The organism is Kitasatospora sp. NPDC004272 (assembly GCF_053603035.1).
Map to the genome: position 1 here is coordinate 1 of NZ_JBSGET010000112.1, position 15,318 is coordinate 15,318.

General features: G+C 72.0%; 14 protein-coding genes and 4 pseudogenes. 11 read left to right on the forward strand and 7 right to left on the reverse strand.

Translation table 11 applies throughout. The features are described 5' to 3' along the window. From ACWEO5_RS28190 to ACWEO5_RS28205, 4 genes are all read left to right on the forward strand, one after another. The coding region (locus ACWEO5_RS28190) for a hypothetical protein (RefSeq protein WP_452165020.1) at nucleotides 1–288 on the forward strand (288 nt) is incomplete at its 5' end. A gap of 86 nt (nucleotides 289–374) precedes the next feature. Next, nucleotides 375–1,100: an NUDIX domain-containing protein gene (locus ACWEO5_RS28195; protein ID WP_452165021.1), complete on the forward strand. Its 726-nt coding sequence runs from the start codon at nucleotides 375–377 to the stop codon at nucleotides 1,098–1,100. A 31-nt stretch (nucleotides 1,101–1,131) separates the two neighbouring features. Next, nucleotides 1,132–1,290, forward strand: a complete 159-nt coding sequence (locus ACWEO5_RS28200; protein ID WP_452165022.1) for a hypothetical protein — start codon at nucleotides 1,132–1,134, stop codon at nucleotides 1,288–1,290. A gap of 65 nt (nucleotides 1,291–1,355) precedes the next feature. After that, on the forward strand, nucleotides 1,356–1,982 hold the full coding sequence (locus ACWEO5_RS28205) for a hypothetical protein (RefSeq protein ID WP_452165023.1): 627 nt from the start codon (nucleotides 1,356–1,358) through the stop codon (nucleotides 1,980–1,982). A gap of 177 nt (nucleotides 1,983–2,159) precedes the next feature. On the opposite strand, the pseudogene ACWEO5_RS28210 reads toward ACWEO5_RS28205, so the two are convergent. Then, nucleotides 2,160–3,137: pseudogene (locus ACWEO5_RS28210) on the reverse strand (IS481 family transposase); the annotation flags it as partial. 429 nt (nucleotides 3,138–3,566) lie between these two features. Next, nucleotides 3,567–4,565, reverse strand: coding sequence for a DNA adenine methylase (locus ACWEO5_RS28215; RefSeq protein ID WP_452165024.1), 999 nt, complete (start codon nucleotides 4,563–4,565; stop codon nucleotides 3,567–3,569). Nucleotides 4,566–4,652: 87 nt separating this feature from the next. Between ACWEO5_RS28215 and ACWEO5_RS28220 the strand changes: the two genes are divergently transcribed. Both ACWEO5_RS28220 and ACWEO5_RS28225 read left to right on the forward strand, forming a co-directional pair. After that, nucleotides 4,653–4,871: a hypothetical protein gene (locus ACWEO5_RS28220; protein ID WP_452165025.1), complete on the forward strand. Its 219-nt coding sequence runs from the start codon at nucleotides 4,653–4,655 to the stop codon at nucleotides 4,869–4,871. Nucleotides 4,872–5,133: 262 nt separating this feature from the next. Then, nucleotides 5,134–5,664, forward strand: coding sequence for a hypothetical protein (locus ACWEO5_RS28225; RefSeq protein WP_452165026.1), 531 nt, complete (start codon nucleotides 5,134–5,136; stop codon nucleotides 5,662–5,664). Between the two features lie 398 nt (nucleotides 5,665–6,062). Here the strand turns inward: ACWEO5_RS28225 and ACWEO5_RS28230 are convergent. Next, nucleotides 6,063–6,557 (reverse strand): annotated as a pseudogene (locus tag ACWEO5_RS28230) (transposase); the annotation flags it as partial. Nucleotides 6,558–6,849: 292 nt separating this feature from the next. Then, nucleotides 6,850–7,332 (reverse strand): annotated as a pseudogene (locus ACWEO5_RS28235) (IS110 family transposase); the annotation flags it as partial. Nucleotides 7,333–7,348: 16 nt separating this feature from the next. Here ACWEO5_RS28235 and ACWEO5_RS28240 point away from each other — a divergent pair. From ACWEO5_RS28240 to ACWEO5_RS28255, 4 genes and pseudogenes are all read left to right on the forward strand, one after another. Further along, complete coding sequence (locus tag ACWEO5_RS28240) at nucleotides 7,349–7,675, forward strand: transposase (RefSeq protein WP_452165027.1); 327 nt, start codon at nucleotides 7,349–7,351, stop codon at nucleotides 7,673–7,675. Between the two features lie 5 nt (nucleotides 7,676–7,680). Further along, complete coding sequence (locus ACWEO5_RS28245) at nucleotides 7,681–8,433, forward strand: IS3 family transposase (protein WP_452165046.1); 753 nt, start codon at nucleotides 7,681–7,683, stop codon at nucleotides 8,431–8,433. A 199-nt stretch (nucleotides 8,434–8,632) separates the two neighbouring features. Beyond that, entirely contained in the window at nucleotides 8,633–9,703 is a 1,071-nt protein-coding gene (locus tag ACWEO5_RS28250) for an IS110 family transposase (RefSeq protein WP_452165028.1), read from the forward strand. A 16-nt stretch (nucleotides 9,704–9,719) separates the two neighbouring features. Further along, nucleotides 9,720–9,941: pseudogene (locus ACWEO5_RS28255) on the forward strand (integrase core domain-containing protein); the annotation flags it as partial. A gap of 24 nt (nucleotides 9,942–9,965) precedes the next feature. Here ACWEO5_RS28255 and ACWEO5_RS28260 read toward each other — a convergent pair. The 3 genes from ACWEO5_RS28260 to ACWEO5_RS28270 form a co-directional block, all read right to left on the reverse strand. Beyond that, entirely contained in the window at nucleotides 9,966–10,403 is a 438-nt protein-coding gene (locus ACWEO5_RS28260; RefSeq protein WP_452165047.1) for a transposase, read from the reverse strand. Between the two features lie 69 nt (nucleotides 10,404–10,472). After that, nucleotides 10,473–11,657: a hypothetical protein gene (locus ACWEO5_RS28265; protein WP_452165029.1), complete on the reverse strand. Its 1,185-nt coding sequence runs from the start codon at nucleotides 11,655–11,657 to the stop codon at nucleotides 10,473–10,475. 906 nt (nucleotides 11,658–12,563) lie between these two features. Further along, nucleotides 12,564–13,085, reverse strand: a complete 522-nt coding sequence (locus ACWEO5_RS28270; protein ID WP_452165030.1) for a hypothetical protein — start codon at nucleotides 13,083–13,085, stop codon at nucleotides 12,564–12,566. 849 nt (nucleotides 13,086–13,934) lie between these two features. Here ACWEO5_RS28270 and ACWEO5_RS28275 point away from each other — a divergent pair. Next, entirely contained in the window at nucleotides 13,935–15,233 is a 1,299-nt protein-coding gene (locus ACWEO5_RS28275; RefSeq protein ID WP_452165031.1) for a hypothetical protein, read from the forward strand. Nucleotides 15,234–15,318: the final 85 nt, after the last annotated feature.

Here is a 15,318-nt window from a genome sequence, read left to right on the forward strand (position 1 = left end):
GCCGCGGCGCCGGCCGGGCCGCCGCCCGGGGCGGGCCGTCGGCCGGCGGGCAGCCACCGGGCGTGGAACGAGGGCGTCCCGGTCGGCCGACGAGTGCTGATGGTCGGCCAGGACGTCGTCGTGGCCCGCCCGGACGGCACCGCGCTGCCGCTGGGCGCGCGCGGGACGATCACCGACAGCGTCGTGCACCGCGCCCAGCGCCGCCTGCTGCTGGTGATCCAGTCCTCGGCCACCGGTCACTGCCACATCGCCTACTCCGACGAGGTCGACCCGGTCGACCCGGTCTGACCCGCCGCCGGGGCGGGGCACACGGTGCCCCGCCCCGTTGTGGGCCCGCCACCGAATCGAGCAGAGAAGCAGAGAAGGCGAACTTCATGAACACCACCGACACCGTCCCCGTCCACTTGCGCGACTGGGCCGTGAGCTGGCCCGCCTACGCGCCCCTCGACATCACCCCGCCCGAACTGCTGCTCCACAACCTGGCCAACCAGGTGCCCGTCTGGGCGGAGGCCGCCCCGACGCCGGGACACGTTACCGACTGGCCCGCGCGCCTGGAGGCGGCGCTGGTCCCCTACTCGCTCGACGTGTGGGGCTGGCCGCTCAACCCCGTCGGACGGACCGGGCGCACGGGCAGGAACCTGGGCCGGTGGGGCGAGAACGCCGCGGCCGACCCGATCGTGGTCGCGGGCACCGGGCAGCAGCGGCGGATCCTGCTGATCACCCGCGACGACATCGGGGTGGAGGCCATCCCCGGCGGGATGGTCGATGCGGGAGAGAGCGCCCCGGCCGCGCTGGTGCGCGAGCTGCGGGAGGAGACCGGCGTGGACCTGAGGGACCACCGGGCGGTGATCCTGGGCCGGGACCTGGTGGACGACTGGCGCAACTCCGACCACGCCTGGGTGGCCTCGACCTCCGCGCTGTACGTGCTGCCCGCCGCGGTCACCGCCGTGGCGGGCGACGACGCCCTCGACGCCACCTGGTACCCGGCCGGCACGCTCGCCGCCCTGGAGGACGCCGTTACGAAGGCTGGCCGTACCCTGTACGCCGCCCACCGCCCGCTGATCGCCCGGGCCCTGGCCCACCTCGACCAGCAGCAGTAGCCACCCCGCCCTCCACCGGCAGGAGAACGTCGTGCCCCAGCAGCAGCACCACATCACCGTCACCACCACCGACGGCGAGACCGTCCGGCACACCACCACCGACCCCGATGTCGCCTGGCAGCTCGAACAGCTCCCGTTCACCAGCGAGAACGTCCTGTCCGTCTCCGTCATGGTGACCGACACCGAGTGACCGCCCGTCACACCGGGGCGGGCCGCCCGGCCCGCCCCCGCAAACTTGTTCGTCGGAGGCTGATCGTGAGCACCTGGAACCCCAACTGCGACGGCTACCTGACCGTGCACCCGGAGCCGGCCGCCTGGTCGAGCACCCCGGCGGTGCTGGCCCTGACCCCGCAGCAGACACGCCGCTGCTGGGCGATTCACGAGGCCGGGCACGCGGTGCTCCTCATCCGCGCGGGCCTGCGGGTGGAGTCCATGACGCTGTACGACGCCGACCAGGTCCTGGCCCACGCCTCCGGCGGCGCGGCCGCCGTCACGAACATGTTCCCCGAGCCCGCCTCCTACCGCACCGAGGAGGTGATGCTGGCGCTGGCCGCCGGAGCGCGCGCGGCCGACCGGTGGCTGCACGAGCAGCGGCTGTGGACACCGGCACGGGCCTGGGCCGTCGAGCGCACCGCTCGGGAGGACCGCCAGTACGCCGACCAGATCGCCCGGGAGGACTGGGGCACCCCGCTGACCTACGGGCAGCACGCCCACCGCGCCGACTACGCCGTGATCACCCGGGAGACGGACGCGGCCCTGGCCCGGGTCTGGGGCCGGGTGCTCACCCTGGCCCGCGCCCTGGACCGGGCCGGCCACCTGGCCGCGGAAGCGATCGCAGCGATCGCTACCGGCGCCGAGTTCGTCGACAACCGCAAGGGCTGACCCACCGCCAGCGAGGGTCCGCCGGAGACTCCGGCGGACCCTCGCCCGCGTTCGCGGGCTAGGTGTGGTGTCTCAGGACGTTGGTTCCACGGCGTCCTCGAAGGTGAGCTGCCGCGGGAAGGTCGCCAATGGCTCCGGTGGTTGGTCGGCGGTGACGCGGTAGTCGCTGCCGGCGGTGCGGCTGACCGGCGGTCGGCCGCCGAGGGCTGAGTGGGGGCGTTCGTGGTTGTAGTGGTTGAGGAAGTCGGCGCGCGGCGCTCGCCGGTTCTGCTCGGAGGTGTAGTCGCGGACGTACGCCCACTCGCGGGCGAGGGTGCCGTTGAATCGCTCGACCTTCCCGTTCGTCTTCGGGGTGTAGGGCCGGGTGCGCTTGTGCGTGGTGCCGGTGGCGGTGAGCGCCTCGGCCCAGAGCTGGGAGCGGTAGCAGGCCCCGTTGTCGGTGAGGGCGCGCCGGATCGGGGCGATGCCGTGTTTGGCGAAGAACGCGACCGCGCGGTGCCAGAAGGCGGCTGCCGTGATGGCGCGTTCGTCCTCCAGGGCCTCGGTGTAGGCGAGGCGGGAGTGGTCGTCGAGTGCGGAGTGCAGGTAGGTGTAGCCGACTTTCCCGGTGCCGGGGCCGGTGCGCTTGGAGGCGCGGGCGGCGTCGGTGCCGACGCCGTGCATCCGCCATCCGCCGCCGTCCGGGATGCGGCCGAGCTTCTTGATGTCGACGTGGACCAGGTCGCCGGGCTTCTCGTGCTCGTAGCGGATGACCTGGCGCAGGTTCTCGCCGGTGGGCGGGTCGAGGTCGCGTAGCCGGTTGAGTCCGCGGCGGACGAGGATGCGGTGCACGGTGGCCGGGGCGAGGGTGATGCCGTGCAGGCGCTGAAGGTCGGCGGCCAGGCGGGCGGGCCCGTACTTGGTCTGGCGGCGCAGGGCCTCGACCAGGTCGGCGACGTCGTCGGGTGTGCGGGCAGGGCTGGCCGTGGGGCGGGAGGAGCGGTCGAGTAAGCCGTCCTCGCCGTGTGCCTGCCAGCGGGCGTACCACTTGGCCAGGCAGCGGCGGGAGATGCCGGCTTCGGCGGCGACGTGGGCGATCGGCCGTCCGGACTGGATGCGCAGGCACAGCCGGAGTCGGCCTTCGGGGGTCAGCGGGGCGTTGCGGTGCCCGGCCATGGTCCCCCGAGGCAGTCGGAGACGGTGGTCCGGGTGGTGCCGGGGCCATGGCGGCCGCTGTGGTGCTGAGCCATGTGTCCTCCACATCGCCGTCAACATCCTGGCGACCAACCATGGTGGATGGTGCCACTGACAACGATCCGTCGGCGCAGGTGAGTACGGGACGGAGTCGCTGTCAGCGGGCTTCCGCGCTGTTGAGGTCCTCGGCGCAGAGGAATCCGTCCTGCTCGGTGACCCATAGATGGGCGTCGCAGAACAAGGCCCCGCATCCGGCGCCGGTGGGTCCGCCGCCTACCGATCCGCCGCAGCGTTGGTCCGGCACGTCAGGTACGACAGCGGCACATCCGGTCTCGGTGCAGGTGGCTGGGCTGGTCATGGATTGGCTCCCCTTCATGGGCTGGTGTGCCCGTTGCGGGCGGTCTGGGGTGCTCAAGCAGCGAACGTGGTGGTCTTGGCAGCGCGGTGTGTACGGACCCGGCAGGCTGTCGAGCAGAAGCGGCGGCGTCGGCCAGTGGCGGGCTGACGGACCGGCAGCCCGCAGTCCTCGGCCTCGCACGGCGTTTCGTTACGGGTCGCCGTTTCCGGGGTGGTGTCGGCGGGGGTTTCGTTACCGAGGTCGAACGGGAGTGGGGTGTCGGACCGCAGCGGCCGGTTCGACCAGAGGACTTCGGTGCGGGTGGACCACTGGCCGCCTTGGCTGGTGCCGGTCTCCAGGGTGTAGCGGTGCCAGGAGGCGTACAGGTCGGTGTCGTAGAGCTCGCTGGCGTAGCCGGACAGCACGATGGTGGCGCGGCATCCGTGCAGGGCCTCGGCGAGTTCGCGGTGAGCGTCGTCGCCGGTCATCTCGTGCCGGTAGTTGCGGTCGCGGGTGGTGCCCAGGTACGGCGGGTCGACGTAGAGCAGGGTGGAGCGGTGACGGCCGTAGGAGGCGATCAGGTCCAGCGCGGGGCGGCACTCCAGCGACACCCCGGCCAGGCGCTCGGCGGCGGGGAGCATCCGCTCCAGGTAGCCGGCGAGGTAGCGCGGCATCGAGCTGCTGGAGGTGCCGGCGTCCACGTAGTGGCGCCAGCCGGTCTTGCGCATCGTCCCGGTGCGTCCCTGGGTCAGGCGCACCCACACCCGGCGGGCCCGCTCCAGGTCGTCCAGGCCGGACAGGTCCCCGTACGACGCGGCATGCTCGGCGCGCGAGTGCGGGGTCAGCGCGCACACCCGGGCCAGGTCCGCCGGGCGGTCGCGCAGGACGCGCCAGAAGAGCATCAGGTCGCCGTCCAGGTCGTTGACCGTCTCCATCCGGCTCGGCGTCTTCGCCAGCAGCACCGCGAGCGAACCGGCGAACGGCTCGACGTAGTGGCCGTGCTCGGGCAGCAGTTCCGTGATCCGGGAGGCCGTCGTTGTCTTGCCCCCGTAGTACGCCATCGGCGGTCGCATCGCATTCCCCCTGCTCTAGGTGGCTAGCCACCAGTATTCTACGGGCAGCCGTGGACTGGTGGCTAGCCACCGTGACATGCTGATTCCATGCCAAGCCAGCACAGGAACCCCGCCGCGGTCTACCGACCCGACCCCGAGCTCCACCAGCGCGCCAAGACGGCCGTCGCCGACGTCGGATCGGACATGAACGCGCACATCATCGGGTTCCTGCGCTGGCTCGTCGGCGACACCAACGAACTCCCCGCCAGACCCACCAGCGCCCCCGGGCCGGCGGTCAACGAGAAGGCGCCGCCGAGCACCGGCTGATCGCTACGGCGGCACCAACCTCATGAGACGGCACAGTTAAGTCCGTTTCGCTAGGACAGTCCCAGGCTATTTCCCCTGGTAGGAGAAGTTCGCCGGGGCGCTGGGACAGGGCTGGGGCAAACGAGCAGCGGGCCGGATGTCCTCTGATAGGTGACCTTGACCGATTGACATGCGATCTTGACCGCCGGTCCGGGCAGTGGTGTGTACCTGCTGTGCCCTTCGTCGATGAGATGATCGCGCGGCGCAAGCGGGGACCGGCAGCATGGAGGATGTGATGGAGGGGCGTTTCACCGACCCGGGCTTCAAGGTGTACGAGTTCGCCGATGAGGTGCTCGTGCACTGCCCCGCGTGCGGGGGCTGCGCCCTTGTCCTGGCGGGCCTGGGCGAGTGCGAGCACCGTTGGATCAGGGACCGGGAGTACACCCGCCGGAGGCTGCGATGCGGCTGCGGGTACACCAAGGACGAGTTCCAGGACTGCCAGGCGTTCGGCGGCTCGGTCGACCCCTACTTCCGGCTGCCGCTCTGGCTGGCCGCGGACTTCCGCGGGCGGCAGTTCTGGGCGTACAACCTCGCCCACCTCGACCTGCTGGAGAACTACATCGGCGCCGGACTGCGCGAGCGCGGCGCGGTCCCCGGCAGGATGAGCCTGGTGGCGCGGCTACCGGCCTGGGTGAAGTCGGCCAAGCACCGGGACGAGCTCCTGCGGGCGATCCGGCGGCTGCGCGCCTCGGTTCCGGGCGCCGGACAGCCGACTGCCGCTGCCTCTCCGGCAGCCCGGCCCGGACCGCACTGACACGCTGGGCCGACCGGTCAAACTCACCTGTCAATCGGTCAAGATCGCCTGTCAGAGGACACCGGTAACCGGAACTGATGAGATTCGGGGTCACAAACTGTTCGACCACCGCGCTGCCAGCGTCGTAGGGTCGGCGGATGCGACCTGCCTCGGGTCGCAGTTGGCCTCGGCTGACTAGGGCGACAGCCTGGAGCGGGGCGGTTGGCTCGTAAGCTCAGTTGGCCAGAGCTCCCGGCTGCTCGTCGGGGCGCGCAGGTTCAAGTCCTGCCGAGTCCGCGCAGCATCGCCCATATCCGCCTGCACTCCGGTCAAGTCCAGGATGCGCTCTGAGCCGCAGGGCCGGCTGTCCGTTGAGTGTTCGGCCCGGCTGCCCGGTCAAGGGCGCTCTGCCCGTATGACTACGCCGCCGCCATGAGAGTTTGCGGGGTTGCGAAGGCGAGCTGTTCGTCGAACGTTCGGCGGTTCTGGAGGCAGTGGAAGAGCTGGCCGAGGAACCGGTTGAGGAGGTTGCGCTGGGCGGCGGCGTGCCAGTCGCCGTGTTCGCGCCGACGGCGGTAGTGGGCGTCGGCGCCGGGCGAGGCGCGGAGCGAGGCGAAGGTCCAGAGGAGTCCGGCGTGCATGAGCCGGTTGTTCTTGACCATGCGTCGGCCGACGTAGCTCTTCTTGCCGGAGGCGCGGGTGATGGGCGCGGAGCCGGCGTAGGCCTTGAGGCCGCGGGCGTCGGTGAAGCGGGTGCGGTCGTCGCCTATCTCCGCCAGGACCCGGGCGGCGAGCTGGACGCCGAGGCCGGGGAAGCTGAGGTAGATCTCGGCGTCTGGGTGCTCGCGGAAGGCGGCCTCGACAGCCTCAGCGAGGTCGTCACCGGCCTGGCAGGCCGCGTCGAACTGCTTCAGTGCCTGTTTCTGAACCTTCGGCAGGCGCCGAGTCGGTAGCTTGGTAGCAGGTGGGTTCTGGGCCCTGTTGGTGGCCACCACCATGAGAACGATCAAGGGTGGTCCGGTCCACCGGCCGACTTGCCGGCCTCCGGGCCAAGGTGCCGATCGGCACCGCCACTTCTGTCCCACACACCTCCGCAATTCCGTTCGGCGAACGGTCACCGTGACCGTTCGCCGAACGCTTCCGCGAACTTCGCGATTCGGACACTGGCGGGTTGACCTGCGGTTTCCAGGTTCAGAAACAGGCACTCAGCAGGGCGGCCAGCTGCTGGCCGAAGGCGTCCTCGACCGCCTCGGGGTGGCGGGGGTGTTCGGCGCGGAAGACGTCGCTCAGCCGCTGGGCCTCGGCGTCGATGCCGCGGATGCGGCCGGCACGCTTGAGCGCGGCCCGCAGCTGGGCCAGGGAGAGCCTCGCCGCCCGGGCCGGGGTGGGGGCAGCTGCGAGGACCGTACGGGCGTCCGGCCGGGCTAGTCCGCCGGCCTTGCTCTGGAAGGCGTCCAGGGCGGCCGGGTAGTACTCGCGCAGAAGCGAGCGGATCTGGTTGCCGAGCTGCTGCCGGTTCCACACGGCATCCTGCTGGGCGCGGGCCAGCACGGTCACGGCTCGGCCCTGGTCGGAGTCTGCCGGCAGCGGCCGGTGCATGGGCATGTCGGTGCGCAGGATGTTCGCCAGCACCAAGGCGTCGCCCGGGTCGGACTGAACCGCCCCGGGTTCGGTGGAGGCTTGATTTCGTGTAAGGATTTGAGTCATGGCACGTCCCTCTTCCTACCCGCCTGAGCTGCGGCGTCGTGCGGTGCGCATGGTCGCCGAGGTCCTGGGCGACTACCCGAACGAGTCGGCCGCGCTGAAGGCGGTCGCCGAGAAGCTGGGCATCGGCTCGGCCGAGACCCTTCGCAACTGGGTCCGGCGCGACCAGGTCGACGCAGGACAGCGCCCGGGGACGACGACGGAGGAGTCCGCGCAGATCAAAGCGATGAAGAAGGAGATCGCCGAGCTGAAACGCGCGAACGAGATCCTCAAGGCCGCGGCGAGTTTCTTCGCGGCCGAGCTCGACCGGCCACACCTGCGCTCGTAGCGTTCATCGACGGGCACCGGGGCCGCTTCGGCGGTGTCGAGCCGATCTGCCGCGTGCTCACCGAGCACGGCTGCAGCATCGCCCCCTCCACCTACTACGCCTTCAACAACCGTCCCGAGTCCGCCCGTTCGGTCCGCGATGCGGAACTGAAAAATCTGATCACGGCAGCGTACGAGGACAACTACCGGGTCTACGGGGCCCGCAAGATCTCGCGCGAGCTGAACCGCCGCGGCCACACGGTGGCCCGCTGCACCATCGAGCGGCTGATGCGCGAGCTCGGCATCACCGGAGCCGTCCGCGGCAAGCGCGTGGTCACCACAGTCCCCGACTCGTCCGCCGAACGGGCCCCCGACCTGGTCGACCGCGACTTCGTCGCCTCCGCGCCGAACCGGTGCTGGGTCGCGGACTTCACACACGTGGCAGCATTCGCCGGCGTCGTCTACGTCGCGTTCGTCGTGGACACCTTCTCCCGCCGCATCGTCGGCTGGTCCGCTGCGACCACGAAGCAGACCAGGCTCGTCCTGGATGCCCTGGAGATGGCCCTGTGGCAGCGCGACCGCGACGGATACCCGCCCGGACGGGGCGAGTTGATACATCACAGCGACGCGGGCAGTCAGTACACGTCTTTCCGCCTGGCCGAGCACCTCGACGCCGTCGGCATCGCAGCCTCCATCGGGTCGGTCGGCGACGCCTACGACTGTCAGTCTTTTTGCACCGGATCCCGCAAGGATCGGGTAGTCCCGGCCGAGGTGGTCTGACTCTTGCTTATGACTGACCCTACGGGTGTCCTGGCGTTGATCTGTCGACCGCCCGGCCGGGCACGCAGCAAGCGCTGCCGCCGGACGGACGTGACCTGATAGGAGCCTGGAGCCGACTCGCCAAAGCGTCCCCGTGACAGTCCTGTCCGTCCGGCCGGCGACAGCGTGAACCCCACGCTACCGACCGGAGGGAAACCCTGTGCACACCATCGAGCAGTCCCGATCCGGGCACGTCGTGATCGGCGTCGACACGCACAAGCACCTGCACGTCGCGGCGGTGATGGACACGATCGGCGGGATCCTGGCCACGCTGACGATACCCACCGACACCGGCGGCTTCCAGCAACTGGCGGACTGGGCCGCCTCGTTCGGCAAGGTCCTGGCCTTCGGGATCGAGGGCACCGGCTCCTACGGCGCCACGCTGACGTCGTTCCTCCGCAGGGCCGGCCACAAGGTCGTCGAGGCCGGCCGCCCGGACCGGCGGCTGCGGCGCATGAACGGCAAGTCCGACACCCTGGACGCCGAAAACGCCGCCCGCGCCGTGCTCGCAGGGTTCGCAACGGCCACGCCGAAGACCGCCGACGGCGAGGCCGAGATGATCCGCCAGCTCAAGATCGCCCATGACCAGGCCGTCGAACAGCGTGCAGCGGCGATGGTCACGATGAAGGCGATGCTCGTCCATGCGCCGGACGCCCTGCGGCAGGAGATGGCCGGCAAGACACAGATCAGCCTCGCGCGGCAGCTGGCAGCCCTGCGTCCTCGCAACCTGGACAACCCCGAGGACGCTCTTCGCCACACCCTGCGGACGCTCGCCAAGCGGTGGCAGTACCTGGACGCCGAGGCCAAGGAACTGACGAAGATGATCGGCGACCTGGTCCAGCGGGTCGCCCCGCAGCTGCTCGAGCCCTTCGGGATCGGTGTGGACACGGCTGCGGAGATCCTCGTTGTGACCGGCGACAACCCCGAGCGGATCAAGTCCGAGGCCGCTCTCGCCAAGCTCGCGGGCATCGCTCCGGTACCCACCGGTTCCGGGATGACCGGCGGCAGGCACCGCATCAACCACGGCGGCCACCGACAGCTCAACGCCGCGATCTACCGAACCGTCATCGTCCGGATGCGCTTCCACCAGCCCACGATCGACTACGTCGCCCGCCGAACCGCCGAGGGCAGGACGAAACGCGAGATCATCCGCTGCCTCAAGCGCTACGTCATCCGCGAGGTCTACCACCTACTCCGACCCGCTCCACGGGCGGCCTCAGCAGCGAGTTGACAACTATAGGAGCGTCAACGCCCTCATGGAGAGCACGATCGGGCTGTTCAAGACCGAGCTGATCAAACCCCGGCGGCCCTGGCGCACGCTGTCGCAGGTCGAGCTCGCCACCGCCGAGTGGGTCGACTGGTACAACCACCGCCGACTTCACGGTGAGATAGGCCACGTTCCGCCCGTCGAGTACGAGAACGCCTACCACCTCACCACCGCAAAACCACAGGTCACAACCATAAGCTGAGGTCTCTATCGAACCCGGAGCGGTTCAGCCGACCGCTTCGGCGGTGGTGTGGACACGCTCGGGGTGGTCCTCGTACTTCGCCGAGCGCCACACCCGCTCGACGTCGTTCAGCTCGGGGCTGCGAGGCGGAAGGGAGAAGAGTGCGACGCCGATGGCGGCCAGTTCCTCGCGGCGCCCTTCGAAGACCCGGGCCACGTGCGCGGAGGCGTTGTCCAGAACGACCGTGCACGGCCGTACCCGCGTGAAGCCCGTAGGAGACCTGTCCAGTGCGGCTGCCCCGCCGGGCAGGCGGGTCGGCCTCGTGCGGCACGACGGCCCGCGGCCCTGCCCGTGACCAGGTGCATCCGGTGGGCGTGGTGGGAGCGAACCCGCTCTCGTCGAGGAAGGACAGGTCCCTTGCGTCCGCGTGCGCGTCCAACCGTGAATCCTCCAGCTGGGCCCGTGCAGCCTGCTGGAGGACAGGGTCGGCCTTGTGCCGCAGCGTCTCCCAGGTTCGTTTCCACCAGAACCCGTCCCGGTGGAGCAGTTCGGTCAGCCAGGCCGCCGAGGCCCGCCCCCCGCTCGGCGGCCAGCCAGTCGCACAGCGCGGCGGCAGTCCAGGCTCCGCCCCATCAGCCGTATGCACTCCAGACGCAGTCTGGCACCCGGTGCGAGGTCACGTGCCCGCAGACGCTCACGCACCTCGCGCTCCTGATCAGACGTCAACTCCATGCGCAAGATCTTCGGCATGGGCGGGGTGCGCTGCGCCGTTCGCCCCTGTCGCGGGCGGGGTGGCCGGGGGTCGAGGACATGGGGGGAGGGGATCGGCCGTTCCCGGGAGGAGAGCTGCATGTGTGCCGTCGTCGCCGCGGTCGGGGATCTCGATGCCGGGCTCTGCCGCGCCATGCTGGAGCGGCTCGCGCACCGGGGGCCGGACGGCACCGGAGAGGTGCGGCGCGGGGACGTCTGGTTGGGGCACCAGCGGTTGTCGATCATGGACGTGGACGGCGGGCGCCAGCCGCTCGCGGGGCCGGGCGGGGCGTCCAGGTCGTCCTCGGTCAGGAACGGGATGACGGGGACGGCGGTGCCGATCGCGTTCACCAGGATGTCGTGCGCCAGTACGGCCGACCGGTCGACCACCCCGGTGTCCGCGACCGTCCAGCGCGTCGGCGCGATCCCGGCCGTCCGCAGCGCCTCGCAGGCGCCCTCGCCGCACCGTCCGTCGGCACCGATGACCAGGGCGCTCGTACCGTCTCCGGCCCGGTGGGGCGGGCGGAGTCGGCGGTCCAGCTCCCCGCGGGTGGAACGGATCAGCGGGGCGGTCAGCGTGCCCCGGTGGTGGAGGAGCGCCAGTGCCGCGCCCGCGTGGCCCGCCCAGCGGCCGAAGGCGGCGATGCGGCGTCCGTCGTCGTCGACCAGGGGCTCCAGGTCGAGGAGTGTTCCGCCACCGTCGGCGAAACGACGCAGCAGGGCGGGGGCACCGGGCTGGCCGCGGTAGGCGTGCCCGAACATCAGGTGGTGGTGCCGCAGCCGTGCGGGGGTCGGCGGCAGCTCCTTGAGCCCCAGCACGTAGTGCTCGACGGGGCAGCCCGTCGCCCAGCTGCCCGGCGGCGCGGTCGAGCAGCCGACCGCGGCGTACTCGGCGAGGGCGAACACCCGCTGCGGGCTGTCCTCCACGGTCAGGCGCACGCCGTGGTCGATCAGCCGACCGGCGTCCTGGGGGGGAGAGGGCCGCACGGTGCTCCGACGGTCTCGTCTCGTGGCGCATCCACAGCTGGAGGGTCTCGGGCACGGGCCCCAGCCTGCGGACGGCGCCGGGCCCGACGGTCGTCGAAACGGGGCGGCTCCGGGGCGTTCACGCGGCAGGGGAAGGCGGGTGGCGCCGTACGGGCGCACCCGACCGGCGGACCGGGCGGTTGCTGCGGGAGCACCGTCCTCGGAGCGTCCGGTGAGCGGCCGCGAACCGGCGTGGGTGACGGTTGCCGAGGACGCCGCACGCGACAGCTGGTCGAGCAACCGCAGGAACACGACGCCTCGGGAACAAGTGCCCTCCACCGAGCGGGGGTTGTCGACGCCGTGGGTGCAGCGCGGGCTGGCCGGGGGCAGCTTGGTGGTGACGATCGGCCGGGTCCAGCAGTCCGCGACTTCCTCGCCCTTGCCCCGACCTGTCCCGCTGCATCGGCACCGTCCGTGACGGAACCCCGCGCGCAACCCACCGCGACAGGATCGCCCGCGCCGACCGGCTCACCGTCGACAACCAGCGTGGCGTCGCCGCGCCCCGCCACTACCGACCCCCTGAGCCCCGGACGCCGCGGCCACGACACGCGGCGCCAGGACGGCGGCATCGCCGAACGCCTCCCGACGGACGGGGTGGAACCCGGCTCGGCCCGGCCCCTCGTCCACGCAGGAGCACCACCCTGCACGTCCTGTCCCCGGCCCTCTGGCTCCTCGCCGCGGCCACCGCACTCGCTGCCGAGCGCCGCGGTGGCGCGCACCGCGGCGTGCCTGATGAGACTGCCTGTGCTCAGGGATGTCCTTCTCCCGGCCCGGTCGGCCGTCGCCGGGTGCGCCCGGTCGGATCCGGGCCGCCGTGCCGCGCGGTGCGTCCCGCCGGTCGGCCTCCGCGCGGCACGGCGGCGTGGTTCAGACGCCGATGAGGGCGCTCAGGGGGCCGGCGTCGCTGGCGATGCCGGTGGTGAGGCAGGCGGTGGGGTCGGCGGCGAGCAGGGTGAAGGTGAAGGTGACCGGGTTGCCGCTGTAGTCGCCGGAGGTGACGGTGCCGGTGGCGATGAGGACCTCCTCGCCGGTGGGGCGGGCGCCGAGGGCGAGGGAGAAGGTGAAGCGGCTCTTGGCGTCGCTGCCGGTCCAGTCGAGTTCGCCGGTGCCCTGGGTGGTGCCGCCGGTGAGGCAGGAGAGGCTGCCGCTGCCGTGGAAGGAGACGGTCGCGGAGGGGTGGGTGCTGTCGCCGGTGCACGAGAGGGTGCCGTTCGCGGTGACGGTGGTGCTGGCCGCGGCGGGCTGCATCGCCGGGGAGTAGGTGGCGACCTCCGTGCCGGTGCACGCGTTGAGCGTGGCGGCCTGGGCCGTGGCGGGGGCGAGCAGCGGGACGGCGAGGCCGAGCAGGGCCCCGGCGAGGGTGGACGCGAGGACGCGGGGGTGCTTCATGACGTCTTCCTGTCGTTCGTTCGGGTGGGTGTCCGGGGGCCGGATGGAGGCGGAGCACACGGGTGGTGTCTCCTCCGGGGGAAGCCGGTACGACGGATGCCCGGTGGAGGACCGGACGTTCGGGCGACGGTCCGCGGGGCGCGGCGGCACGCGCGCGGCATCCGCTCGCGGCACGCTGGTGAACGGCCGACGCTGACGGGTCGCCTACGGGACCCGCGCGCCGGGGCGGTGGACGGGCAGTGGCAACCGGCAGCGGCCCTTCGAAGCCGCAGGCCCTCAAGAGCCCGTTCCTGGAGCCGAAGTATTGACCGGGCCGTCCGGGCAGGACAAGGGCTTGAGGGGAGTAGCGCTAGCGCCTGCCCGGCGCTCCCCGACCTCCGCGCGCCCTCCACCGGTTCCCCCCCTGCCCTGATCAGGGCCCCGGGCCGTCGGACGTCCCGTCACCTCCCGGTGAAAGAATCCGTTGAAACGTTGAACTCGCACGGGGAGAAGTCGAGTTGGCGTTGCATCCGGCGGCCTGGACGCACACTGCTAGCGTTCCCCTGCGTCGGCGCCGTGTCGAAACGGCGCCGACCTGCGCCTCGCCCCGGACCTTCACCCGGACCGGGGGTTCGACCCCGTCCGGGCGGTGACGACCGGCCGGGTCCACGGGTCCTCCGGTGACGGAAAGCTGTGGTGCGCCCGCACGTTGAAGAAACGGCGAGAGTTGAAATCCGCCTCGTCATCCCGATCCGGTGGCCGTCGTGCGACGAAATGACTCTGCGGGGCACACCCGCAGCGGAGGGCGGCTCCCGGGGAAGGCCGGGCGGGCCGCCGCCGCCCGAGGCCGTCCGCGTCGGGAGTCACCTGGTGGAACACGTTCGCGAACCCAACCCGGCCCTGCGCCGCCACATGGCCGAGGCGGGCTGGAACGGCCCGGCCCTCGCGGCGGCCCTGCGCAGGATCGCCTCGGAGAGCGGTGTTCGGGTGCGCTACGACCGCACCACGGTCGCGCACTGGCTGACGGGCACCCAGCCGCGCCCGCCCGGGCCGCGGTTGCTGGTCGAGGCGTTCACCCGCAGGCTCGGGAGGCCGGTGTCGGCGGCCGAACTCGGTCTGGAGGTGGAGCCGCACCGCGGACCGCCCGGCGAGGGCGCCGACGGCCCGGGCCCGGTCGAAGACCTGCTGCGCGTGCACCGGCACTCCGGGGCCGCCGACCCCGCCGGACCGGCTCACCCCGTGCTCTACCAGGTGCGCGCCCTGCCCCGGCCCCGGCGGTCGCGGTTCGGGGACGGTGGTCCCGGACCGTGCTCCGGCCGGATCGGACCCCGGCACGTGCAGGCCCTGCGGGAACTCACCGCCTTCGGTTCCCGCCACTACGACGCGCACGGCGGCGCCCCCGCCCGCAGCGTCCTGGCCGCCGCCTTACGCGACCAGGCCCTGCCCTGGCTGAAGAGCTCCGGCAGCGGCCGCACCCACACCGAACTGCTCGCCGCCACCGCCCACTTGGTGCGCACCCTGGGTTGGACGTACGTCGACGGGCAACTACCGGGCGAAGCCCAGCGCCACCACCGCCTCGCCTACCAACTCGCGGACGAGGCCGACGACCCGATCGGCCGCGCCATGGCCCTGCGCGACCAGAGCACCCTGGCCGGCATGCTCCGCCACTCCCGCTACGCCGCGGACCTCGCCACCGCCGCCCTCGCTCACCTGCCCGGCACCGCACCGCCCGGCGTCCGCGCCTTCGTCCTCGCCCAGCACGCCGTGGCCACCGCCCGCGACGGCCGGCCCGTCCCCGCCCTGCGCTCCCTCGAACAGGCCCAGCACCTCGCCGCCCGCGCCCGCACCGCCGACGACCCCGCGCATTACCCCGAAGCCGCCCTGTTCTACCAGGCCGCCCAGGTCCACCGCGCCTTGCGCGACACCGACCCCGCGCTCTCCGCGCTGCGCGCCTCTGTACGCCTGCGTCCGGACGGCGAGCACCGCACCCTCGGCCTGTCCCTGCTCGAACTCGCCCACCTCGAACTCGACACCGGCGACGTCCACCGCGCCCGCCGCACCCACGCCGCCTACCGGGACCTGCCGGTCGGCCCGCCCTCGGGCCTCGCCCACGCCCGACTGGTCCGACTGGAAGCCAGACTGGCCGGACTCCGGGAGCGGTCGGGCTGACGGCGCTCCCGGAGGGAACGACCTCACCCGCCCGCGGCCCCGTGCGAACTGCGCGTCCCGTCACCCGTCCCGCTACGACAGTTCC

Coding starts and splice junctions, on each gene's coding strand:
- ACWEO5_RS28215 (WP_452165024.1), bottom strand. CDS start 4,565: ATGCGACCGCCGATGGCGTACTACGGGGGCAAGACAACGACGGCCTCC.
- ACWEO5_RS28220 (WP_452165025.1), top strand. CDS start 4,653: ATGCCAAGCCAGCACAGGAACCCCGCCGCGGTCTACCGACCCGACCCC.
- ACWEO5_RS28240 (WP_452165027.1), top strand. CDS start 7,349: ATGGCACGTCCCTCTTCCTACCCGCCTGAGCTGCGGCGTCGTGCGGTG.
- ACWEO5_RS28195 (WP_452165021.1), top strand. CDS start 375: ATGAACACCACCGACACCGTCCCCGTCCACTTGCGCGACTGGGCCGTG.
- ACWEO5_RS28225 (WP_452165026.1), top strand. CDS start 5,134: ATGGAGGATGTGATGGAGGGGCGTTTCACCGACCCGGGCTTCAAGGTG.
- ACWEO5_RS28270 (WP_452165030.1), bottom strand. CDS start 13,085: ATGAAGCACCCCCGCGTCCTCGCGTCCACCCTCGCCGGGGCCCTGCTC.